General features: G+C 65.6%; 17 protein-coding genes. 7 read left to right on the top strand and 10 right to left on the bottom strand.

Annotation, left to right across the window (positions count from 1 at the left end; all coding sequences use genetic code 11):
- Positions 1-151: 151 nt before the first annotated feature.
- From proB to rplU, 4 genes are all read right to left on the bottom strand, one after another.
- Positions 152-1270: a glutamate 5-kinase gene (gene proB / locus FFS62_RS00580; RefSeq protein ID WP_137970883.1), complete on the bottom strand. Its 1119-nt coding sequence runs from the start codon at positions 1268-1270 to the stop codon at positions 152-154.
- Positions 1271-1335: 65 nt separating this feature from the next.
- Positions 1336-2559 carry an Obg family GTPase CgtA gene (gene cgtA, locus FFS62_RS00575; RefSeq protein ID WP_137970882.1) on the bottom strand — a complete coding sequence of 408 codons (1224 nt, stop codon included), beginning with the start codon at positions 2557-2559 and terminating at the stop codon, positions 1336-1338.
- Positions 2560-2666: 107 nt separating this feature from the next.
- Positions 2667-2924: a 50S ribosomal protein L27 gene (gene rpmA, locus FFS62_RS00570; protein WP_043308927.1), complete on the bottom strand. Its 258-nt coding sequence runs from the start codon at positions 2922-2924 to the stop codon at positions 2667-2669.
- A 25-nt stretch (positions 2925-2949) separates the two neighbouring features.
- Positions 2950-3261, bottom strand: coding sequence for a 50S ribosomal protein L21 (gene rplU, locus FFS62_RS00565; protein ID WP_043308929.1), 312 nt, complete (start codon positions 3259-3261; stop codon positions 2950-2952).
- Positions 3262-3565: 304 nt separating this feature from the next.
- Between rplU and FFS62_RS00560 the strand changes: the two genes are divergently transcribed.
- The gene (locus tag FFS62_RS00560) at positions 3566-4534 is read left to right on the top strand and encodes a polyprenyl synthetase family protein (protein ID WP_137970881.1); all 969 of its coding nucleotides are present in this window, start codon (positions 3566-3568) and stop codon (positions 4532-4534) included.
- 136 nt (positions 4535-4670) lie between these two features.
- Complete coding sequence (locus tag FFS62_RS00555) at positions 4671-4913, top strand: hypothetical protein (protein WP_137970880.1); 243 nt, start codon at positions 4671-4673, stop codon at positions 4911-4913.
- A 140-nt stretch (positions 4914-5053) separates the two neighbouring features.
- Here the strand turns inward: FFS62_RS00555 and FFS62_RS00550 are convergent, their stop codons facing one another.
- The 5 genes from FFS62_RS00550 to FFS62_RS00530 form a co-directional block, all read right to left on the bottom strand.
- Positions 5054-5671, bottom strand: coding sequence for an FKBP-type peptidyl-prolyl cis-trans isomerase (locus FFS62_RS00550; RefSeq protein WP_137970879.1), 618 nt, complete (start codon positions 5669-5671; stop codon positions 5054-5056).
- A 121-nt stretch (positions 5672-5792) separates the two neighbouring features.
- Positions 5793-6281, bottom strand: a complete 489-nt coding sequence (locus FFS62_RS00545; protein ID WP_137970878.1) for a TIGR00645 family protein — start codon at positions 6279-6281, stop codon at positions 5793-5795.
- 194 nt (positions 6282-6475) lie between these two features.
- Positions 6476-6817 carry a hypothetical protein gene (locus tag FFS62_RS00540; protein ID WP_137970877.1) on the bottom strand — a complete coding sequence of 114 codons (342 nt, stop codon included), beginning with the start codon at positions 6815-6817 and terminating at the stop codon, positions 6476-6478.
- A 189-nt stretch (positions 6818-7006) separates the two neighbouring features.
- Positions 7007-9457 (bottom strand): Lon protease family protein, encoded by a 2451-nt coding sequence (locus tag FFS62_RS00535; RefSeq protein ID WP_137970876.1) that lies wholly within the window; start codon positions 9455-9457, stop codon positions 7007-7009.
- 79 nt (positions 9458-9536) lie between these two features.
- A complete protein-coding gene (locus FFS62_RS00530; RefSeq protein ID WP_137970875.1) occupies positions 9537-9863 on the bottom strand; it encodes a TraR/DksA family transcriptional regulator in 327 nt (108 codons plus the stop codon).
- Positions 9864-9968: 105 nt separating this feature from the next.
- On the opposite strand from FFS62_RS00530, the gene FFS62_RS00525 reads away from it, so the two are divergent.
- Positions 9969-11189, top strand: a complete 1221-nt coding sequence (locus tag FFS62_RS00525) for an RtcB family protein (protein ID WP_137970874.1) — start codon at positions 9969-9971, stop codon at positions 11187-11189.
- Between the two features lie 8 nt (positions 11190-11197).
- A complete protein-coding gene (locus FFS62_RS00520) occupies positions 11198-11701 on the top strand; it encodes a gluconokinase (protein WP_137970873.1) in 504 nt (167 codons plus the stop codon).
- A 30-nt stretch (positions 11702-11731) separates the two neighbouring features.
- Here the strand turns inward: FFS62_RS00520 and ettA are convergent, their stop codons facing one another.
- On the bottom strand, positions 11732-13399 hold the full coding sequence (gene ettA / locus FFS62_RS00515; RefSeq protein WP_043308938.1) for an energy-dependent translational throttle protein EttA: 1668 nt from the start codon (positions 13397-13399) through the stop codon (positions 11732-11734).
- Positions 13400-13762: 363 nt separating this feature from the next.
- On the opposite strand from ettA, the gene FFS62_RS00510 reads away from it, so the two are divergent.
- The 3 genes from FFS62_RS00510 to FFS62_RS00500 all read left to right on the top strand — a co-directional run bounded on the left by FFS62_RS00510 (position 13763) and on the right by FFS62_RS00500 (position 24370).
- Entirely contained in the window at positions 13763-17839 is a 4077-nt protein-coding gene (locus FFS62_RS00510; RefSeq protein ID WP_256662094.1) for an EAL domain-containing protein, read from the top strand.
- 182 nt (positions 17840-18021) lie between these two features.
- On the top strand, positions 18022-19272 hold the full coding sequence (gene glyA / locus FFS62_RS00505) for a serine hydroxymethyltransferase (protein ID WP_137970872.1): 1251 nt from the start codon (positions 18022-18024) through the stop codon (positions 19270-19272).
- A gap of 256 nt (positions 19273-19528) precedes the next feature.
- Positions 19529-24370, top strand: a complete 4842-nt coding sequence (locus tag FFS62_RS00500) for a M10 family metallopeptidase C-terminal domain-containing protein (RefSeq protein ID WP_137970871.1) — start codon at positions 19529-19531, stop codon at positions 24368-24370.
- Positions 24371-24390: the final 20 nt, after the last annotated feature.

The raw sequence follows: 24390 nt of genomic DNA, 5'->3' as shown, positions 1-24390 counted from the left end.
CGCCCTCCCAGAATCTGTTTTAAAAGCTCGCGAGCTAGAGCCGTGCAAGGCAAAAACAGGCGAGGAAGCGGAGTTTACAAGGCGTAAATGAGCATTCCGAGCCTGTTTTTAACGCAGCAAGGCCGACGCGCAGCAGACTTTAAACAGATTCTCAGACCAGAATCAGATTGTCCCGATGCACCAGCTCCGGCTCGTCGACATATCCCAGCAGCTTCTCGATGGCATCGGAAGGCTGACCGACGATCTTCTGCGCCTCCAGGGCGCTGTAATTGGCCAGTCCGCGCGCTATTTCACGCCCGTCAGGACCGACACAAACCACCATCTCGCCACGCCGGAAACTGCCCTGAACTTCGCGCACCCCGACCGGCAGCAGGCTCTTGTGATCGACCGCCAGTGCCTTCACCGCCCCCGCATCCAGCACAAGCGTGCCGCGGGTCTGCAGATGCCCGGCCAACCACTGCTTGCGCGCCGCCAGCATGCCGCGCTCGGGCGCCAGCAGGGTACCCAGGCGCTCGCCCGCCTTGAGGCGATCCAGCACCCGCTCGATACGCCCACCGACGATCACCGTATGCGCACCGGAACGCGCCGCCAGACGCGCCGCACGCAGCTTGGTCTGCATGCCGCCACGCCCCAAGGCACCGCCGGTACCGCCCGCCACCGCATCCAGGGAAGGATCGTCGGCACGCGCCTCGAAGATCAGCTGCGCATCGGGATTGTGCCGCGGGTCGGCATCGAACATCCCGTCGCGGTCGGTGAGGATCACCAGCAGGTCGGCCTCCACCAGGTTGGCCACCAGCGCCGCCAGGGTGTCGTTGTCGCCGAAGCGGATCTCGTCGGTGACCACGGTGTCGTTCTCGTTGATCACCGGCACGGTGCCGAGATCGACCAGGGTGCGCAGGGTGCTGCGCGCATTCAGGTAGCGCTTGCGATCGGACAGATCGTCATGGGTCAGCAGCACCTGAGCCGTGTGCCTGCCATGCTCGGCAAAGCTCGACTCCCAGGCCTGCACCAGCCCCATCTGCCCCACTGCGGCGGCGGCCTGCAGCTCATGAATGGCACTCGGTCGCGCCGACCAGCCCAGCCGACTCATGCCCGCCGCCACGGCGCCGGACGATACCAGCACCAGCTCCACGCCAACCTCGCGCAGAGCCACCATCTGCTCGACCCACACCGCCATGGCGGAGCGATCCAGGCCACGCCCATCGGCGGTCAGCAGCGCACTACCGATCTTCACCACCCAGCGCTGCGCGCCGGTCACCTTGTCCCGCATGATGCCCTCTACCCAAGCCAGTCAGCACAACGCCGCTATAAAGCGGCGCTGCACGATACCTATTGTCAGTCCCGAACGTAAATGATCTCGGGACCGTCTTCGTCATCCTCGAAGTCATCCCAGTCATCGTCGTCGCCAACATCATCGACACTCTTCAGACCGGCCTTACGCAGAGCACGCTTATCGTCCAGCGCCTGCAGACGGGCACGCGCCTCGTCTTCGATGCGGCGATCCAGCTCCGCCAGCTCTACGGCGAACGCCGGCTCTTCGGCAATGCGGATGGCACGCTCATCCATGTAGCGCATGATCGCCTGGCTCAGCGCCTCGGTACCCTCGCTCTCCAGCGCGGAGATGACGAATACCGGACCCTTCCAGTCGAGGCGCTCGACCACCGCACGCATGCGCTCTTCGCGCTCGTCGTCGAGCAGCTGATCGCACTTGTTCAGCACCAGCCAGCGCTCGCGCTCAGCCAGCGCCGGGCTGAATTTCTCCAACTCGCTGATGATGACCTCGGCAGCATCGGCCGGATCGCTCTGATCCAGCGGCGCCATGTCCACCAGATGAAGCAGCAGACGCGTACGCGCCAGGTGCTTGAGGAAGCGAATACCCAGGCCGGCACCCTCGGAGGCACCCTCGATCAGCCCCGGAATGTCGGCGATCACGAAGCTCTTGTAGCGACCGACACTGACCACGCCCAGGTTCGGTACCAGAGTGGTGAAGGGGTAGTCGGCAACCTTCGGCTTGGCCGCGGAGACCGAGCGGATGAAGGTGCTCTTGCCGGCGTTCGGCAGACCCAGCAGACCGACGTCCGCCAGCACCTTCAGCTCCAGCTTGAGGTCACGCTGCTCACCCGGCTTGCCCGGCGTGGTCTGGCGCGGCGCGCGGTTGGTGCTGGACTTGAAGCGGGTGTTGCCCAAACCATGCCAGCCACCCTGAGCCACCATCAGGCGCTGACCAGGCTTGGTCAGGTCGCCAATGACCTCCTGGGTCGTCGCGTCGATGATGGTGGTACCGACCGGCACCGGCAGGATCAGGTCCTCCCCCTTGGCGCCCGTGCACTCGGTGCTGCCGCCCTTCTCGCCATTGCGCGCATTGAAGCGGCGGGTATAGCGGTAGTCGACCAGGGTATTGAGGTTCTCGTCGGCCTCCATGAACACGGAGCCGCCGTCACCGCCGTCGCCGCCGTTGGGGCCACCCTTCTCGATGAACTTCTCGCGACGGAAGCTCATCATGCCGTTGCCGCCGTCGCCGGCTTTTACAAATATCGAAACTTCGTCGACGAATTTCATTAGGGTTGCCTCCCACCGCAGCGGCGGGCCAGTGAACTCAGGAATACAGGATACACAGAAACAAAAAAGCCCCGTCGCGAGACAGGGCTTTTTCAGCAAACGCGACCTTAGGCGGTCACGATGCTCACGTAACGGCGGTTGAACTCGCCCTTCACGTCGAACTTGATCACGCCATCGACTTTCGCGAACAGGGTGTGATCCTTGCCCATGCCAACGCCGTAGCCAGCGTGGAACTGGGTGCCGCGCTGACGCACGATGATGTTGCCGGCCTTGATGACCTGACCACCGTACATCTTCACGCCAAGGCGTTTACTTTCTGAGTCGCGGCCGTTACGAGTACTACCGCCAGCTTTTTTGTGTGCCATGAGTCATAGCCTCCTAAAAAGGGGATCAGGCCTGGATGCCGGTGATCTTGATTTCGGTGAACCACTGACGGTGGCCCTGACGCTTCATGTGGTGCTTACGACGGCGGAACTTGATGATGGTCACTTTGTCGTGACGTCCTTGGGAGACCACTTCAGCAACAACCTTGGCACCATCGACCACCGGAGCGCCGATTTTCACGTCGTCACCGTTGCCAACCAGCAGAACGCGGTCGAAAGTCACGGATTCGCCGGTGGCAACTTCCAGTTTCTCGACCTTGAGGAATTCACCTTCGGCGACTTTGTACTGCTTGCCACCGGTAACAATTACTGCGTACATGGATTTTTCTCCGTTAAACCTGCTCACCCGACTCTTTATAGGAAGAGTTATTGGCCGGCATGGCTGCATGGGGCCGGAACTGACGCCCGTGCAATTGCGTAAGGCAGGGAGTGCCCATAGAAGTTTGGGGCCGCGATTGTACGGAAAGCCGGGAACAGAGGCAAGCCCCACCAGGCCTTGCCTTGACAGCCCATAACCCGACCCATAGCATGCCGCGCAGCCCGGTCGGCCCAGCCCGGCCCGCCATTTTGCCGCCCTCCGCCCTGCGAGGCAGCCGGCCCCGTTCCAGGAGCTCCCCTCACCGATGCAAGCCCAGGCCTTCCACAGCGTGGTCGCGGACGATTTCACCGCCGTCGACGGCATCATCCGCCAGCAGCTGAAGTCCCACGTGCCTCTGGTGGAGAAGATCGGCGACTACATCATCTCGGCCGGCGGCAAGCGCCTGCGCCCGCTGCTGGTATTGCTCAGTGGCAAAGCCCTGGGCTACCAGGCCGACGATCTGCGCCTGCTGGCCGCCACCATCGAGTTCCTGCACACCGCCACCCTGCTGCATGACGATGTGGTCGACATGTCCGGCATGCGCCGCGGTCGCGCCACCGCCAACGCCCAGTGGGGCAACGCGCCGAGCGTACTGGTGGGCGACTTCCTCTATTCGCGCTCGTTCGAGATGATGGTCGAACTCGGCTCCATGCCGGTGATGCGCATCCTCTCGCGCGCCACCCGGGTGATCGCCGAGGGCGAAGTGCTGCAACTGTCCAAGGTACGCGACGCCAGCACCACGGAAGAGACCTATATGGAGGTCATCCGCGGCAAGACCGCCATGCTGTTCGAGGCCTCCACCCACAGCGCTGCGGCCCTGGCCGGCAGCAGCGAGGCACAGAGCGAGGCCCTGCGCCACTTCGGCGACCACCTGGGCATCGCCTTCCAGCTGGTGGACGACCTGCTCGACTACCAGGGCGATGCGGCCACCCTCGGCAAGAACGTCGGCGACGACCTGGCCGAAGGCAAGCCGACCCTGCCGCTGATCTACACCATGCGCGAAGGCAGTGCCGAACAGGCCGCCCTGGTGCGCACCGCGATCCAGAAAGGCGGCATCGAAGACCTGGAAAGCATCCGCGCCGCCGTACAGGCCTCCGGCTCGCTGGACTACACCGCCAACCTGGCCCGCGAGCACGCCGACAAGGCCATCGCCTGCCTCGAAGCGCTGCCGGACAACGCCTACCGAGACGCCCTGATCGAGCTCAGCCGCTTCGCCGTCGCCCGCACTCACTGAGCCGGCACACCGCCCAGAAGAGCCCGTCCCTGTGACGGGCTTTTTATTGCCCGACAAAAGGGTGCGATTGAGGCTTGCTATTTCGATAATAGGAATTATTCTCATATCCATCAAATGGACGACAAGGAGATGAGCCATGACCTATCTGATCGACGCCTGGCTGGATCGCCCGCATCCCTATCTGCGCATTCTCAATCGCGAGACGGGAGAGGTATGCGCCGTGCTGGAAGAGGAAGCCATTGGCGAGCTTCGGGATCAGGGTGACCTCGACCTGGCCAGCCTCAACTCGTGCGAGCCCGGGGCATTGAAGGAGCTGGTACGCGGCCTGTTCCTGTTCTGCTATGCCCGAGCACTGCGACCGCAGGGCGAGCTGCACTGAGCGACGCTCGACGAGAACGACCAACGCGGGTCGGCCTCGCCGGCAAGCCCGGCTCCAGGGAAGGTGCCGGGAGACACGCGGGGCAATGATGCTCCCGCAGATGCCCGGGCCGGTCGGGACGACCAGCCGGGCATCGACTCTTACAGAATGTCGAGCAGCTCGACGTCGAACACCAGCACGCTGTGCGGCGGGATGCTGCCGGCAGCCTGGCCGCCATAGGCCAGCTCGCTCGGCACATGCAGGCGCCATTTGCTGCCGGCGTTCATCAGCTGCAGGGCCTCGACCCAGCCGGCGATCACGCCACCCACCGGGAATTCGGCCGGCTGGCCGCGCTCGTAGGAGCTGTCGAACACAGTGCCGTCGATCAGGGTGCCATGGTAGTGGGTACGCACGTGGTCCTCGCGGGACGGCTTCGCGCCCTCGCCCGCCACCAGCACTTCGTACTGCAGGCCGGACGGCAGCACGGTCACGCCTTCGCGCTTGGCGTTCTCGACCAGGTACTCGCGGCCGGCGCCGGCAGCGGCTTCGGCCTTGGCGGCGGCCTCGGCCTGCATCACTTCGCGGATCACCCGGAAGCTGGCGTTCAGCGCTTCGGGGGAAACCTGGCTGGGCTGGCCGTTGAAGGCGTCGCGCAGGCCGGCCACGATGGCCTCCAGGCTGGCACCGGGAGGCGGGTTGTCACGCAGCTGGTCGCCCAATTGGCGGCCGATGCCATAGCTCACACGGGTTTCGTCGGTAGACAGGTTGAGTTCGGACATCGCCGGGCTCCAGATGGGGGTCGAAAAAGGCCGGCCAGACTAGCACAGCCATCCACAAACGAAACCGCCCGGGCGTTTCGCAACGACCGGGCGGCTGAAAGCAGGCTTAACGCTGGCTGGATTAGTGCTTGGTCAGCTTATCCAGATAGCCCATGGCGAAGGCCGAGACCACAAAGGCCATATGGATGATCACATACCACATCAGGTAATCCACTTTGATGTTCTCGGCATTCATAAACACCTTGAGCAGGTGGATCGAAGAGATGGCCACGATGGAGGCCGCCACCTTCATCTTCAGCGAACCGGAATCCATCTTGCCCAGCCAGCTGAGCTTCTCCTTGCCCTCGTCGATATCCAGCTGGGACACGAAATTCTCGTAGCCGGAAATCATCACCATCACCAGCAGACCGCCGACCAGGGCCATGTCGATCAACGACAGAAGCTTAAGAATCAGGCTCGCCTCTTCGAGAGAGAACACGTGCGGCAGGATATGGTAGAGCTCTTGGAAGAACTTCAGCGCCAGGGCGAGCAGAGCCAGGGAAAGGCCGAAGTAGATAGGCGCCAGAAGCCAGCGCGAGGCATACATCGTGTTCTCAATAAAGCGTTCCATATGATCTCGCCGAGTGGGTAAAAACTGGTCGCGAGTATACCCAGCCAGCCCTCGCGGGCAAGGCGACAAGCGTTGCGGATTTTTTATCCCCGCTTACTGTGGATAACCTTGTGGGCAGGTGCGGGAAGGATGGCTGCACACCACTCGTCGCGGGAGGTCGTCACGGGTTGGGCAAAAAGCGCTCAGCCGGGCGCTCAGCTTTCCGGGCGGAACTGATAGTCACCGAGATGGCGACAGCGCTCGCCATTGAGCTTGCGCAGTTCGGCGCGCAGATGCAGGCACCAGATCATCGGCTCGGTGCAGGGCTCGTAGCCCTGCACCGCCAGGCACTGGGCGATCGAATCGAGCACCGCCTCGGCCACCAAAGGCCCGTGGAACGGGCCTTGCGCCTTGATCGCCGAAGGCTGCGCGGCGGACATACCGGCAGCGCACAACAGCGTCCACAGACCTCGTCCGCCGGCCAGCGGACGAATCTCGCATTCGATGCGGGTAGTCAGGCCGAGGCACTGACGGGTGAGACAGAGGCTGCGCGGCATGACGGCGGTCCTCGCAAGGTCTGGCTTTCAGCCTACACCCCGGCGCGCCGATTCGGGAAGGTAAAAGTTATCCCCGCGCTTTGTGGATAACTCTGTGGATGGAGCGGGGGAAAACCGGCTGCGACGACGCCCGCTGCGGGCGTCGTCGGAATGCGCAGTGACTGACCAGTTGTCGCGCGACTGGCAGCGTCACTCCTTGGACGTTTTGGCCGCCGGCTTGGCCCGGGTCTTCACTTCCTTGATCTTCGGCTCCTTGTCCTTCTCGTCCTCCTCCAGGCCCATCTCGGCGATGCTGCGCAGACGCTCCACCACCCGCGCGTTGACGCTGCCCTTGGGGAACTGGCCCTTGGCATCCGGCGCGCCAGCCGGCTCGCCCAGCAGCAGGCCGAGCGCCTCGTCGACATGGCGCACGGCATAGACGTGGAACTGGCCATTGCGCACGGCCTGCAGCACCCGCTCGTCGAGCATCAGGTTGCTGACGTTGGAGTGCGGGATGATCACCCCCTGCTCGCCGGTCAGGCCGCGGGCCTCGCAGAGGCGGAAGAAGCCTTCGATCTTTTCGTTGACCCCACCGACCGCCTGCACCTCGCCGAACTGGTTGATCGACCCGGTGATGGCGAAGCACTGCCTGAGCGGCGTGCGCGAGAGGGCGGAGATCAGCGTGCAGACCTCGCCCAGCGAGGCACTGTCGCCATCCACGTAACCGTAGGACTGCTCCAGGGCGATGCTGGCGGAAATCTCCAGGGGGAATTCCTGGGCATAGCGACTGCCGAGGAAGCCGGTGACGATCATCACCCCCTTGGAGTGGATCGACTGGCCCAGGCTGACCTCACGCTCGATATCGACGATGCCCGAGCCGCCCGGATAGACGGTGGCGGAAATGCGCGCCGGCACGCCGAAGGCCGAGTCGCCGACCTGCAGCACGGTCAGACCGTTGCACTTGCCCACCGCCGAGCCGCTGGTATCGATCAGGATGATGCCGGCCAGCATGTCGTCGATGATCCGCGCCGAGACCCGCCCGGTACGGTCGGACTTGGCCTTCAGCGCCCGCTCGATATGGCCGACGTCGGTGGTCGCATCATTGGCCAGCTGGCGTACGAAGTCGGCCTCGCTGACCAGCTGGAACAGGTCGCCGATGCGTGCCGACAGGCGCCCCTGGTGCTCGGCCAGACGCGCACTGTAGGTCGCCAGGCGCGCCACGGCGGCCGCCGTCAGCGGCGCCATGCCCTCCTCCGAGGTGCGGGTCTTGAGCAACTGGGCGAACTGTTCGAGGCTGTCGTCGGCGACCGGGATCTCCTCGTCGAAGTCCACCAGCACGCGGAACATCTCCTGGAAGTCGGAATCCAGGTCCTGCAGCGTGTAGTACAGCTGGCGCGAGCCGATGATGATGACCTTGAGCTGCAGCGGGATCAGCTGCGGGGTCAGGGTCACGGTGGCGATGCGGCCGAGATCGCCGAGCGGCGACTCCATCTTCAGCTGGCGCGAATGCAGGGCGCGCTTGAGCGCGTCCCAGACGAAGGGTTCGCTGAGCAACTTCTCCGCCTCGACGATCAGGTAGCCGCCATTGGCCCGGTGCAGCGCACCCGGGCGCAGCTGGCGGTAGCTGGTATAGAGCGCGCCCTGGTCGGTGTTGTATTCGATGCGGCCGAACAGGTTGTCGTAGGTGGGGTGCGACTCGAACACCACCGGCGCGCCGCCATCGGCGTGATGGCCGACCACCAGGCTGGGGCTGTACTGCTCCTCGAGCATCTCGCGGCGCTGGGCGTCCGGCTTGTCGTCCAGCAACTGGTCGACCACCGTCTTCAGCAGGTTGACCTGCACCGCCTGCAGGTAGGCGCAGACCCCGGCATTCTCCGCGTACTGCTCGCACAGCGGCGCCAGCAACGGCTGCAGGGCCAGGGTGATGGTTTCTTCATTGAGCTGGCGCAGCTGGTTGCTGGTCTCGCGCTTCCATTGCGGCAGGCTGGCCAGGCCCTCGTTGAGGCGCTCCTCCAGCTCGGAGATGTCCTCGTGGAAACGTTCGCGCTCGGCCTCCGGCAGCTGGGCGAAGTCCGCCTCGTCCAGGGCCTTGCCATCCTTCATCGGGGTGAAGGCGATGTTGCTGCTGTCGCGATACAGGGAGACATCCTTCTCCAGCGCCAGCTTCTCGATCAAATCCAGGGCCTTGTCGTAGCGCTGGTTGAAGACGCGATCGATAGCGCTCTTCTTCTGCTGGTAGGTGGGCGTCTCGAACACCGCCGGGAAGGTCGCCAGCAGGTTGTCGATCAGGTGGCCGATATCGGCGATGAAGGCCGCCGCGGTGCCAGCCGGCAATTCCAGCGCGCGGGGCTCGCGCGGCTCATCGAAATGGTTGACGTAGACCCGGTCCACCGGCGTGGCCTGGCGCTTGGCCTCGGCCTTGAGATAACGCTGCACGAAGGAGAAGCGACCGGTGCCCGGCTCGCCCATGACATACACGTTGTAGCCCGGCCGCGGCATCGCCACGCCGAACTGCAATGCCTCCACCGCACGCTCCTGGCCGAGCACGCCGCGGAAAGGTTCGAGATCATCGGTGGTGGTGAAGTTGAACTGGTCGGGGGCGCAGGGGCGGGTCAGGGCATCGGGCGCCAGACGCAGGCTGGCAGCGAAGGATTCGGGCATCGGAAGTCCTTGTCGAAGCGGGCTAGCCGCGAGATGGAGCCATTCTGGCGCCGCCTCGGCGCCGCTGGCAAGGCGCGCGTCAGACCCCGGCGCGGTCGGCGCAGGCCAGGCAGAACTCCGCCGCCGGCAGGGCCTGCAGACGCGCCGGTTCGATCTGCTCGCCACAGCGCTGGCACTGCCCATAACTGCCATCGGCCAGATGCAGGCGGGCCAACCCGACCAGGCGCAAGCCCGCCTGCGCCTCGGCCAGCAGGGCGTGCAGCACCTCGTCGTTCTGCCGCTCACCCGCCTGCTCGGCGAAGTCCGCGCTGCGCTGCAGGCCGAGATCATGATGAATGGCATTGGCGCGCCGGCTGTACTCGTCGTACAGCCGGTCCAGCGCGGCGTGGGGGTCGAAGCTGGTCATGGCAGCCTCCTCGCGGGTGATGTTTTCAGTGTGGCCCGTTCTGCCAACCCTGCATTGACTGGGAGCAAGGCGCACAATGGGCCATCTAACCTGCGGGACAGCATCATGCAAGATTCCTCTCCCCAGCTGCTGGAAGTCGCCGGCGGCAAGCCGATCAAGCTCTGGACCCGTGGCGTGCCGGTGGAGGACGCCGCGCGCCAGCAACTGATCAACACGGCGAAACTGCCGTTCATCTTCAAGCACCTGGCGGTGATGCCGGACGTGCACCTGGGCAAGGGCTCGACCATCGGCAGCGTGATTCCCACCCTCGGCGCCATTGTCCCCGCCGCCGTTGGCGTGGACATCGGCTGCGGCATGATCGCCGCGCGCACCTCGCTGAGCGCCGCCGACCTGCCTGACAACCTGCACGGCCTGCGCAGCGCCATCGAAAAGGCGGTGCCCCACGGCAAGACCTTCGGCAAGCACGACCAGGGTGCCTGGAACGATGTGCCGGCCCAGGCGGACCAGGCGTGGAAGGGCCTGGCCGGGCGCTTCAGAAGTATCACCGAGAAGTACCCGCGCCTGGAGAAGACCAATAACCGCCAGCACCTCGGCACCCTGGGCACAGGCAATCACTTCATCGAGGTCTGCCTGGACGAGGCGCAGCGCGTCTGGTTCATGCTGCACAGCGGCTCGCGCGGCGTGGGCAACGCCATCGGCACGCATTTCATCGAGCTGGCCCAGGCCGACATGCGCCAGCACATCGCCAACCTGCCGGACAGGGACCTGGCGTACTTCGAGGAAGGCAGCCGCCACTTCGCCGACTACGTGGAAGCGGTGGAATGGGCCCAGGACTACGCCAGGCAGAACCGCGCCCTGATGATGCTCACCGTGATCGCGGCGGCCCGCCAGGTGATCCGCAAGCCCTTCGAGGCGCAACTGGAGGCGGTCGACTGCCACCACAACTACGTGCAGCGCGAGCAGCACTTCGGCCGCGAGGTGCTGGTCACCCGCAAGGGCGCGGTGTCGGCGCAGCGCGGCCAGCTCGGCATCATCCCCGGCTCGATGGGCGCCAAGAGCTTTATCGTGCGCGGTCTGGGCAACGCCGAGGCGTTCTGTTCCTGCAGCCATGGCGCCGGCCGGGTGATGAGCCGCACGGCGGCGAAGAAACGCTTCTCGGCGCAGGACCAGCAGCGCGCCACCGCCCACGTGGAATGTCGCAAGGACAAGGAGGTGATCGACGAGATCCCCATGGCCTACAAGGACATCGACGCGGTGATGGCCGCCCAGCGCGACCTGGTGGAGGTGGTGCATACGCTGCGCCAGGTGGTATGCGTCAAGGGCTGAAGGCCAGCATGACGCTGATCCTCATGGGCCCCGCCGGCAGCGGCAAGAGCACCATCGGCCGGGCGCTGGCGGCGCGCCTGCAATGGCACTTCATCGACGCGGACGACCTCCACGACGCCTCGGCCAAGGCCAAGATGAGCGCAGGCATGGCGCTCACCGATGCCGACCGGCGTCCCTGGCTGCAGGCGATTCGCGAGGCAATAGTGGCCCATCGGCACAGTGGCCGGCCGCTGGTCTGCGCCTGCTCGGCCCTGACACGCGAGTATCGTCGGCTCCTCGCCCAGGACGACCCGGACGTGCACTTCCTCTATCTCGACGGCCCGGCGGAACTGCTGGCCGCACGGCTGCGCCAGCGACAGGGGCATTTCTTCGCGCCACCGCTGCTGGAGAGCCAGCTGGACCTGCTGCAACCACCGCAGGCAGACGAGGCCATGGTTCTCGATATCCGCCGCCCGCCCGAGGCCATAGTCGACCAGATAGTCCAACACCTGAGCACGAAAAAGGGGCCCTGAGGCCCCTTTTTCTTGGCTGACGCCGAACGCTTACTGCGCCAGCTTCTTGTAGCGCACGCGGTGCGGCTGCGCGGCGGCGTCGCCCAGGCGTTTCTTGCGGTCGGCTTCGTACTCGGTGTAGTTGCCCTCGAAGAACTCGATGTGCGAGTCGTCCTCGTACGCCAGGATATGGGTGGCCACACGGTCCAGGAACCAGCGATCGTGAGAGATCACGATGGCGGCGCCGGGGAAGTCGAGCAGCGCCTCTTCCAGGGAACGCAGGGTTTCCACGTCGAGGTCGTTGGACGGTTCGTCGAGCAGCAGCACGTTGGCGCCCTGCTTCAGGGTCAGGGCCAGGTGCAGGCGGCCGCGCTCACCACCGGAGAGGTCCTTGACGAACTTCTGCTGGTCGCCGCCCTTGAAGTTGAAGCGGCCGACGTAGCCACGCGAAGGCACCTCGTAGTTGCCGATCTTGATCATGTCGAAGCCATCGGACACGGCTTCCCACACGGTCTTGCTGCCGTCCAGATCGTCGCGGCTCTGGTCGACGCAGGCCAGCTGCACGGTATCGCCCAGCTCGATGCTGCCGGAGTCCGGGGTTTCCTTGCCCATCAGCATGCGGAACAGGGTCGACTTACCAGCACCGTTACCACCGATCACGCCGACGATGGCGCCTTTCGGGATGCTGAACGACAGGTTGTCGATCAGGACGCGGTCACCGTAGCCCTTGGTGACGTTGACGAAGTCGATGACCTTGTCGCCCAGGCGCGGACCGGCCGGGATGTAGATCTCGTTGGTCTCGGCGCGCTTCTGGAATTCCTGCGACTGCATTTCCTCGAAGCGCTGCAGACGGGCCTTGGACTTGGACTGGCGGGCCTTGGCGCCTTTGCGCACCCACTCCAGTTCGTCCTTCATGGCCTTCTCGTGGGCCGACTGCTGCTTGGATTCCTGGGCCAGACGCTCGGACTTGGCTTCCAGCCAGCCGGAGTAGTTGCCTTCGTACGGAATACCGGCGCCGCGGTCGAGCTCGAGGATCCAGCCGGCAACGTTATCAAGGAAGTAGCGGTCGTGGGTGATCGCCACCACGGTGCCCGGGAAGTCGTGGAGGAAGTGCTCCAGCCAGGCCACCGAGTCGGCGTCCAGGTGGTTGGTCGGTTCGTCCAGCAGCAGCATGTCGGGGGCCGACAGCAGCAGGCGGCACAGGGCCACGCGGCGCTTCTCGCCACCGGATAGGTGCTCGATGCGCGCATCCCAGGCCGGCAGGCGCAGGGCGTCGGCGGCGACTTCCAGCTGGCGCTCCAGGTTGTGACCGTCGCTGGCCTGCAGGATGGCTTCTAGCTTGGCCTGCTCGGCGGCCAGGGCGTCGAAGTCGGCATCCGGCTCGGCGTAGGCGGCGTACACCTCGTCCAGGCGGGCCTGGGCCTGCTTGATCTGGCCTACGGCCTCCTCGACGATCTCGCGCACACTCTTGCTCGGGTCGAGCTGCGGCTCCTGTGGCAGGTAGCCGACATTGATCCCGGGCATGGCGCGGGCTTCGCCGTCGAACTCGGTGTCGACGCCAGCCATGATGCGCAGCAGGGTCGACTTACCGGCACCGTTGAGGCCGAGTACGCCGATCTTGGCGCCCGGGAAGAACGACAGGGAGATGTTCTTGAGGATTTCCCGCTTCGGCGGCACGACCTTGCCGAGCCGATGCATGGTGTAGACGTATTGAGCCATGGATGACCTTGGTTCTGCGTAACTGAGGGATTGAGAGGTAAATGCGCCAGCGACCGACCGGCCGCTGAGCAATACTCTGGGGCAGGGAGCATCATAGCTCCGCGCCCACGCGCGTGCGGCAAAGCTACCGGAATGCTCCCGGAGGGGCAAACCGGACCCGATGGACAGTGATAGCACTTGGCCGCTTTTCCGGGCATGCTACGCGGTTCCGATTGCCAGGCAAGGCCCCGATCCGGCAGCTGTATCAGCAGGGTTATACGCGTGTCACGATCCCGCCCTCCTTCTTCCCGTTCTTCTGGCGATGCGCTCGCCCGGCCCCACCGTGGTTCACTGAAAGGCGCCCTGGGACTGCTGGTCGCGCTGATGCTCGGCCTGCTGCTGTGGCAGCTGCAGCAGGAGGCCAGCAACCAGGAACAGAGCGAGCGGCGCCATCACCTGGACCACGCCGAGCAGCAGCGCAACCACCTTGGCCTGACCATGCGTCTCAAGGCCGAGGCCGGCCTGGCCTTCCTCGCCACCGCGGCGGACCGGCCGCTGGCGGCGGACGAGCAGAGCGTACTGCTGCAGCGGCTGCGCGGCGTCTTCCCGGCCCTGCACAGCCTGGTGTGGTTCGATGCCGGCGGAAAACCGCTGGTGGACAGCCAGCCGACCCTCGGCAACCCGGTGCCCTTCGTCAGCGACCAGCCCTATCACTTCGCCCAGGACCGCGGCCTGCTGCTGCTCGACCTGCCACGCCCCGATCACCAGGGCGGCTGGCGCGTGCGCCTGCGGGACCAGGCCCTGCGCAACTGGTTGCCGCCACAGACCGCCGAGACGCCCTGGCTGCTGCTGGACAGCGTCAGCGGCCAGGTGATGTTGCGCCAGCCCGTGAACGAGGGGGCCGCCCAGCCCAGTGCCAGCGAGAGGGAGCAGATCATCGCCGAGCTGCCGGTAGCGGGCAGTGACTGGAAGCTGGTCCCCCTGTTCGACGCCAATACCCTGCGTGCCGAGCTGCTGCCGCGCCAGGCCAGCAAGCTGCTGCTGTTCATCCTCTGTGGCGCCCTGGCCCTGCTCGCCCTGTTCGGCCTGCTGCGCGAGCAGAGCCGCCTGCGCGCCTACCACGCGCTGTCGCGCCGCTCCATGGAAGACGCCATCGGCGCCCTTGGCGCCATCGACGAGCGGGTGCTGGTGACCCAGCCCGACGGCCATATCAGCTACCTCAACCCGCGGGCCGAGCGGATGTTCGGCCTGGATCTGGCCACCGCCAGCGAGATGCACGTGCTGCAGCTGCTGCCGGCGCTGGCACCCTGGCTGGAGAGCGCCTTCCACGAGCAGGCCGAGCCCATCGAGGTGCTGCTCGACGGCGAACGGCGCCTGTTCGACGTGACCTGCCACGCCCTCTACACCGACAACCCCGAGCCGGGCCGCGCCTGGGTACTGCGCGACGTGACCGAGGAACGCCAGGCCCTGCATGTGCTGGAGGACACCCGCCGGCGCTACCAGGACATCTTCGAAGGCAGCGGCGTGGCCCTCTGCGTGCTCGACCTGCTCGACCTGCGCATTTTCCTCGACGCCCAGGGTCTGCAGCACAGCAGCCAGCTGCAGGCCTGGCTCAACCTGGACCCGCAGCACCATGTCGAGCTGTTGCAGCGCATCCGCATCAGCGAAGTGAACAAGGTGGCCCTGCAACTGCTCGGCGTGGACAGCCCCGACCAGGTCTGGGACCACCTGATCGGCTACGCCCCGCTGCGCCAGGGCGGCGCCCGCCATGCGCTGATCACCACCCTGCTCGACGGCGAGCGCGACATGATGGTCGAGAGCCGCATGCACACGCCCCAGGGCCACGAGCGCTACGTGTGGCTCAACCTGCAGCTCCCCGAGAGCCGCGACGAGCTGCGCGCGGTGACCCTCAGCGTGCACGACATCACCAGCCGCAAGCGCGTGGAACTGTCGCTGGTGGAGCGCGAGCGCTTCTGGTCCGACGTGCTGCGCTCGGTGCCGGACACCCTCTACGTGCATGACATGAGCACCATGCGGGTGATGTTCAGCAACAACCGCCTGGGCCCGGATCTGGGCTACAGCAAGGAAGAGATGCGCCGCTTCGGCGACAAGCTGTGGGAAAAAATCCTGCATCCCGACGACGTCGAGCTGTACCAGCGCCTGCGCAACCTGCAGAAGGTGGTCGGCCAGGGTCAGCAGCTGCATTTCCAGCTGCGCTGGCGCCACCGCGACGGCAGCTGGCACTGGTTCGACATCCGCGAGCACGCCCTCAGTCGCGACCGCCACGGCCGGGTCAGCCGCCTGATCGGCGTGGCCAAGGACATCACCGGCGAGATCGCCGCCCAGGCCAGCCTGAGCGACAGCGAGCGGCGCTACCGTCTGCTGGCGGAGAGCATCAGCGACGTGATCCTGTCCACCGACAACACGCTGCAACTCAACTACGTCAGCCCGTCGGCCAAGAGCTTCTTCGGCTACAGCCCGGAATGGCTACTGGACAACGGCCTGCTCGGCACCGTGACCAATCCGCGCCAGCTGGCCAGCCTGCTGCAGCTGGTCGAGCAGGTGCGCGGCGCCCTCAACGAGGCGGACAAGCTGGCCCGCCTGCAGGCCAGCCTGGCCGGGCGCACCTTCATCTTCGACTGCCTGCGCGCCGACGACCGCAAGATCACCGTGGAGATGCGCCTGTCGCTGATGTGGGACGAACAGGACCGCTTCGAGGGCGTGCTCGGCATCGGCCGCGACATCACCCAGCAGCGCCGCGCCGAGCGCGACCTGCGCATGGCCGCCACGGTGTTCGAGCACTCGACGGCGGCGATCCTGGTCACCGACCCGGCCGGCTACATCGTGCGCATCAACGAGACTTTCCAGCGCCTCACCGGCTATGCCGGCGCCGAGGTGCTCGACCAGCTGCCGGGCATGCTCACCGCCGACCGCCAGCAGGCGGCCCAGTTCGCCTACATCCTCACCCAGCTCAACCAGCACGGCAGCTGGGAGGGTGAGCTGTGGCTCAAGCGCAAGAACAGCGAGCAGTTCCCGGCCTGGGTCGGCATCACCGCGGTGCACGACGAAGACGGCGACCTGGCCAGCTACGTGTGCTTCTTCAACGACATCAGCGAGCGCAAGGCCAGCGAACAGCGCATCCACCGCCTGGCCTACTACGACGCCCTGACACTGCTACCCAACCGCACCCTGTTCCAGGACCGCCTGCACACAGCCCTGCAGCATGCCGAACGGCATGACGAGTGGGTGGTGCTGATGTTCCTCGACCTGGACCGCTTCAAGCCGATCAACGACTCCCTCGGCCATGCCGCCGGCGACCGCATGCTCAAGGACGTGGCCGTGCGCCTGGCCGCCTGCGTCGCCGAGGACGACACGGTGGCGCGCATGGGCGGCGACGAGTTCACCCTGCTGCTGCAGGCACGCAACACCCGCGCCGGCGCACTCAACCGCGCCATCCACGTGGCCGAGCAGATCCTCGCCAGCCTGGCCCAGCCGTTCGTCCTGCAGGGCCGCGAGTTCTTCGTCACCGCCAGTATCGGCATCGCCCTGGCACCGCAGGACGGCGACGAGCTGAGCCAGCTGATGAAGAACGCCGACACGGCGATGTACCACGCCAAGGAACGCGGCAAGAACAACTTCCAGTTCTACCAGGCCGAGATGAACGCCACCGCACTGCAGCGCCTGGAGCTGGAGAGCGACTTGCGCCATGCCCTGGAGCAGAACCAGTTCCTCCTTTATTACCAGCCGCAGCTGTCCAGCGACGGCAAGCGCCTGACCGGCGTCGAGGCCCTGCTGCGCTGGCAGCATCCGCGCCGCGGCCTGGTGGCGCCTAACGAGTTCATCCCGGTGCTGGAAGAGCTGGGCCTGATCGCCCAGGTCGGCGACTGGGTGCTCGCCCAGGCTTGCCGCCAGCTCAAGGCCTGGCACGACGCGAAAGTGCGAGTGCCCAAGGTCTCGGTCAACCTCTCCGCCCGCCAGTTCGGCGACGGCCAGCTGGGCATGCGCATCTCGCGCATCCTCGGCGCCAGCGGGCTGCCGCCGGCCTGCCTGGAACTGGAGCTGACCGAGAGCATCCTGATGAACGACGTCGGCGAGACCATGCAGGTGCTGGCCAGCCTGAAGAAGCTCGGCCTGTGCATCGCGGTGGACGACTTCGGCACCGGCTACAGCTCGCTCAACTACCTCAAGCAGTTCCCCATCGACGTGCTGAAGATCGACCGCAGCTTCGTCGACGGCCTGCCCGAGGGCGAGCAGGATGGCCAGATCGCCCGCGCCATCATCGCCATGGCCCACAGCCTGGGACTGGCGGTGATCGCCGAAGGCGTAGAGACCCAGGCGCAGCTGGACTTCCTGCGCGACCACGACTGCGACGAGGTGCAAGGCTACCTGTTCGGCAAGCCGATGGCGGCCGCCCAGTTCGAGGCCCAGTTCGGCGGCAACGCCCTGTTCATGCTGACGTGAGTGGCGGCAGCAGGCCGCTTGAGGTCCGCTTGTCCGGCACTTGACCGCCATTCATGTGCCAGCGCGCGACACATCGGGTAGAATGCGCGCCTTCCTTAGAACCTGTTGACGATCGCTGCGCCTCGCGCCATGCGTCGTTTACAGACTCTTACTACCGCCCGCTGATTGATCAGGTGACCACCATGTTCAGCCGTGATTTGACCATTGCCCGCTACGATGCAGAACTCTTTGCCGCCATGGAGCAGGAAGCCCAGCGCCAGGAGCATCACATCGAACTGATCGCCTCCGAGAACTACACCAGCCCGGCGGTAATGGAAGCCCAGGGCAGCGTGCTGACCAACAAGTACGCCGAAGGCTACCCGGGCAAGCGCTACTACGGTGGTTGCGAGTACGTCGACGTGGTCGAGCAGCTGGCCATCGATCGCGCCAAGGAACTGTTCGGCGCCGACTACGCCAACGTCCAGCCGCACGCCGGCTCCCAGGCCAACGCTGCTGTCTACCTGGCCCTGCTGTCGGCCGGTGACACCATCCTCGGCATGAGCCTGGCCCACGGCGGCCACCTGACCCACGGTGCCTCCGTTTCCTCCTCCGGCAAGCTGTACAACGCGGTGCAGTACGGCATCACCGACGCCGGCCTGATCGACTACGACGAAGTCGAGCGCCTGGCCGTCGAGCACAAGCCGAAGATGATCGTCGCCGGCTTCTCTGCCTACTCGCAGGTGCTGGACTTCGCCCGCTTCCGCGCCATCGCCGACAAGGTCGGTGCCTACCTGTTCGTCGACATGGCCCACGTGGCCGGTCTGGTCGCCGCCGGCGTGTACCCGAACCCGGTGCCGTTCGCCGACGTGGTCACCACCACCACCCACAAGACCCTGCGCGGCCCGCGCGGCGGCCTGATCCTCGCTCGCAAGAACGAAGAGATCGAGAAGAAGCTCAACTCCGCCGTCTTCCCGGGCGCCCAGGGTGGCCCGCTGGAGCACGTGATCGCCGCCAAGGCCATCTGCTTCAAGGAAGCCCTGCAGCCCGAGTTCAAGGCCTACCAGCAGCAAGTGGTGAAGAACGCCCAGGCCATGGCCAGCGTGTTCATCGAGCGCGGTTTCGACGTGGTCTCCGGCGGCACCCAGAACCACCTGTTCCTGCTCTCGCTGATCAAGCAGGACATCACCGGTAAGGACGCCGACGCCGCCCTGGGTCGCGCCTTCATCACCGTGAACAAGAACAGCGTGCCGAACGACCCGCGCTCGCCCTTCGTCACCTCCGGTCTGCGCATCGGCACCCCGGCCGTCACCACTCGCGGCTTCAAGGAAGCCGAGTGCAAGGAACTGGCCGGCTGGATCTGCGACATCCTGCAGAACATGGGCGACGAGTCCGTGGTCGACGCGGTACGCGAGAAGGTCAAGGCCGTCTGCGCCAAGCTGCCGGTTTACGGATAACTGGCGCCAAAGTCGTGACAAGAAGCCCGGCAATCGCCGGGCTTTTTTGTGCCCGTGCCGTTTTCCTGACATAGCGGTTAGGAAGAATAAATAAGCATGACTATCAAAGGGTTGGATCCGCAAATCGGTATAACCTAGCCATTTGGCCAGTTCTCTGACGGAAGGTCGTCGCCACCCCGCCGGAAAGGCCTTAAACCATTCCCTTTCAATCCGAACCGCTATTACCAAGCGGGGGATTAGCCGGGGGGGCTGAACCATGGTTTTCGACGCGAAGGCTTACGGGGCACTGGGCGATGGAGTCGCCGACGACACATCGGCCATTCAGGCGGCCATCGATGCCGCCTTCACCGCGGGAGGCGGTGTGGTCTACCTGCCGGAGGGGGTCTACCGGATCAGCGGCGATAGCACGGGGTCCGGCAACTGCCTGACCATGCACAGCCAGGTCGACATGATTGGTGCCGGCATGGGCAGCACCGTGCTCAAGCTGGTGGACGGCTCCGCCCTGCCCCTCATGGGCATGATCGGCTCGCCCACCGGGGAAGTGCTGCAGGGCGTCGGCATCAGCGACCTGAGCCTCGACGGCAATCGCGGAAACAGCAGCGGCGAAGTCAACGGCTGGCACCTCGCCGCCAGCGCAGCCGGCATCAGCGGCAATCTGAGCATCGAGCGGGTCGAGGTTCGCGACGTATCGGGGAGCGGCTTTCGGGTCGATGGCCAGACCGCGCACCTGCAGATCAAGGAGAGCGTGGCCCACGGCAATGGCCTGGACGGCTTCATCAGCCGGGACTCGAACAGTGGCCACTATGCCGACAACCAGGCCTACGGCAACGACGGCAACGGCTTTGCCCTCGACACGCACCATCCGGCCCTGACCTTCACCAACAACGATGCCTTCGCCAATGGTGCCAATGGCCTGCTCATCGCTGGCGACGCCGACACGCAGCCGGACTCGCCCCTGCTGATTCTCGGCGGCGAGCTGCAGGACAACGGGCAGGCCGGCATCGCGCTGCAGCAAGCCAGCGAGGTGCGTGTGGAAGGCGCGCTGATCGGCGGCAACGGCGGCCCGGGCATCTTGCTCTCCGGCGCCAGCCACAACCAGATCATCGCCAACCAGCTGCAGGGCAACGCCCAGTCGGGCCCGGGGCCGGAGATCCTGGTCGAGGCCGATGCCAGCGGCGGTATTGCGGTCGTCTCCAGCCACAACCTCATCGAGCAGAACCTGATCAGCGGCGGCCCCGGCTCCACTTACGGTGTGCTGGAGGTCGCCGATGGCAGCCACGCCACCGGCGTCTACGCCAACCAGATCGAGGCGATGCTCAGCGGCCAGGCCCTGCTGCATGCAGCGGACAGCCGGCTGTCCAGCGACCCCAGCCACGAACTGCTGGTTCAGGTCGTCGGCAGCGAGGACAGGGACAGGCTGGCCGGCGGCGAGGCCGACGAACGCCTGCTCGGCCTGGACGGCAACGACTCTCTGGCCGGCGGCGCAGGCAACGATGTACTGGTCGGCGGCGCCGGACGCGACACGCTCACCGGCGGCAGCGGCGCAGATATTTTCCGTTACGCGGCGTCGGCGGACAGCTATCGCACCGGCAGCGGCGCGTTCAGCGACCATATCGTTGACTTCGATGCCGCCCTGGACCGCATCGACCTCTCCGAACTGGGCTTCAGCGCGCTCGGCAACGGCCTCGATGGCACCCTGCGCCTGAGCTACAGCAGCGCCAGCGACCGTACCTACCTGAGCTCACTGGCAAGCGACGCCGAGGGCCGCTACTTCGAGCTGGCCATCCAGGGCAACCATCTCAGCACCCTGAGTTCCGCCAATATCCTGTTCAATGGCAACGTAGCCCCCAACGCGGCGCCGGTTCTCCACGAGGCCCTGCCGAACCAGACCATCACGGAAAATCAGGTATTCACCTTCGGCTTCTCGGCTAGCAACTTTTCCGACCCCGACGGCGACACGCTGAGCTACAAGGCCACCCTCGGCAATAGCACGGCCCTGCCCTCCTGGCTGAGATTCGATGCCGCCACGCTGTCGTTCAACGGCCTACCCGGACTTGGCAATGCCGGCATCTATGAGATCAAGGTCAGCGCCGGCGACGGGCGCGGCGGCAGCCTCGCCAACAGTTTCCTGCTGGTGGTAGACGAAGCGCCCGCCGGCACACCAACCCTGCACGGCAGCGCAGGCAATGACGTGCTGCTTGGCACCTCCGCCAATGAGACCCTGCTGGGCCTGGGTGGCGCCGACACTCTCATGGGCGGAGCGGGCCACGACATGCTGGTCGGAGGGCTGGGCCGCGACACCCTCACCGGCGGCGACGGCGTGGACACCTTCCGCTTCGACACGCTGCACGACAGCTATCGCAACGGCAGCCCGAGCTGTGACCTGATCACCGACTTCGACCCCGCGACCGACCGCATCGACCTCAGCGCCCTCGGCTTCAGCGGCCTGGGCAACGGGCTCAACGGCACCCTGGCGCTCAGCTACAGCGCCGCCAGCGACCGCACCTACCTGCGTTCACTGGAAACCGACGCCAACGGCGACCGCTTCGAGCTGGCCCTGCAGGGCAACCATCTCGATACGCTCAACGGCAGCAACCTGTTCCTCGTCACCCCGCCACCGCCACCGCCCGGCACCATCACCCCGCCCCCGCCGACACCGGTCGGCACGCCCGGCGACGACGTGCTGAACGGTACCGATGCCAGCGAGCTGCTGCTCGGCCATGCCGGTGCGGACAAGATCAATGGCGGAGGTGGCAACGACATCATCGATGGGGGCGCCGGCAAGGATGTCCTCACCGGCGACGATGGCGCCGACGTCTTCCGCTTCACCGAGCTGCTCGACAGCTTTCGCAACTACGGCCCAGCCAACATCAGCGCGGCCGACACCATTACCGATTTCACGGTGGGCGTGGACAAGATCGACCTGTCGGCCCTGGGCATCACCGGTCTGGACGACGGCTACAACCACAGCGTCTACCTGACGCTCAACGAAACCGGCACCAAGACCTCGATCAAGTCCCGCGAGCCGGATGCCGACGGCAACACCTTCGAGCTGGCGCTCAACGGCAATCACCTCGGCACGCTCAGCGAAGCCGATTTCATCTTTGCCGATCCCACCCCGCAGACCACCCTGTTCATCCCCACCCTGGGCCAGTCCAACTCCCGCGCGCTGCGCATGCAGGGCGAGGATGACGACTCCGGCATCACCGAGATGATCAAGCAGCTGAAGCTCTATACCGACTTCGATCGGGTGGAGAGCCTGTTCTCCGACGCGGCGGGAGAGCCGATCGACATCGCGGTCGGCGGCAGTACGGTCACCGGTAGCTCGACGGCCAGCGAGGCGGAACGGGCCAAGTCCTGGTGGTACAGCGACACCGACCAGCCCGGACAGGCGCTGCTGAATGCCGTAGCCAACCTCGGCAGCCAGCTGGCAGCGCTCCAGGCCCAGGGCCCGGTCACCTTTGCCATGGTCTGGGGACAGGGCGAAGACGACGCCATGACCTACGCCGCCGCCTCGGACAAGAGCGCGGCGATCGAGCTGTACAAGGCCAACACGCTGAAGGTCTTCGACTACCTCAAGGCCCAGCTGGGAACCCCGGACGCGGTCTTCTACGTGATGCTCACCGGCGACTACCAGCAGCAGGGCGCCGACCTGCGCGGCTTCACCAGCGAGGAAATCGCCGAGGTAGTGGACGGCACCCAGGCCATCCGCCAGGCGCAGATGGAAATGGCCGCCGGCCGCAGCGACATCAAGATCGCCGTCGACTACACCGACCTGCCGATGCGCTACGAAGTGGACCCGCTGACCTATTACTACGATGTCTGGCACATGCATGACGATGCCAGCGAAATCATCGGGCAGCGCCTGGCCGACTTCATCGCCAATGACCTGGGCTACACCAGCAACCCCGGCGACAACAACGACCCCGACGCGATCTCCATGTACCCGGCCAACAAGGTCGTCGGCGGCCATGGCATCGACCTGCTCACGGGCACTCCCCTTGCCGACACCCTCGATGGTGACGAGGGCGCCAACTATATGGCGGGCTATGAAGGCAGCGATGTTTACGTGGTCAACAATCCCGGCGACATCCTGTTCGAGAACGGCACGGGTGCCGAAGATCACGACACCGTCGTGTCGTCCATCAACTGGGTGCTGGGCGACAACCTGGAGAACCTGCTGCTGACCGGCCAGGCGCGCAACGGCACCGGCAACAGCCTAGCCAACATCATCGGCGGCAACGACGAGGACAACGTGCTCGACGGCGGCACGGGTGTGGACGTGCTGCTCGGCGGCAAGGGTTCGGACACCTACTTCGTCGACGACGCCGCCGATCGGGCGATGGAAGGCAGCAACGCCGGTTTCGACCGGGTGTTCAGCACCGCCTCCAGCTACACCCTGTCGTACAACCTCGAGGAGCTCTATCTCGTCGCACCCGGCAACTCCAATGGCACCGGCAACGCCCAGGACAACACCATCTACGCCAGCAGCGGCAATAACGTGATCAACGGTGGCGACGGCGTCGACACGCTGTCCTACGCCTTTGCCGAAGCCGGCGTGACGGTCAGGCTGACCACCTCCGCGGCGCAGAACACCGGCGGCTCGGGTTTCGACTCGCTGCGCCATCTGGAGAACCTGATCGGCAGCAACCATGCCGACAACCTGACCGGCGATGCCAACGACAACATCCTGCGCGGCGGTGCCGGCAACGACGTGCTCAACGGAGGGGGCGGTGACGACGTGCTCGACGGCGGCAGCGGGGCCGACCAGCTGAATGGCGGTGCCGGCGCGGATCGCTATGTCTTTACCTCACTGAGCGATCTCGGCCTGGGCGACCTGGCCGACCTGATCAGCGGCTTCAATGGCGGCGAGGGCGACAGCATCGACTTCTCGGCATTGGACGCCAACCCGCTGACCGCCGCCCGTGAGGCATTCGAGTTCATCGGTAACCAGGACTTCAGCGCCACCAATGCCACCGGCCAGCTGCGCTTCGCCGACGGCGCCCTGTACGGCAGCATCAACGCCGACAGCGCGGCGGAGTTCACCATCCGCCTGCTCGGGGTGACGGAGTTCTCGCAGAACGACCTGCTCGGCTGAACCGACGCGACGACCGGATC

The sequence above is a fragment of the Pseudomonas sp. F(2018) genome, assembly GCF_005508865.1.
Classification (GTDB): Bacteria; Pseudomonadota; Gammaproteobacteria; order Pseudomonadales; family Pseudomonadaceae; genus Aquipseudomonas.
The sequence above is the reverse complement of the archived record's forward strand: the minus strand, read 5'-3'. Positions and strand labels throughout refer to the sequence as shown.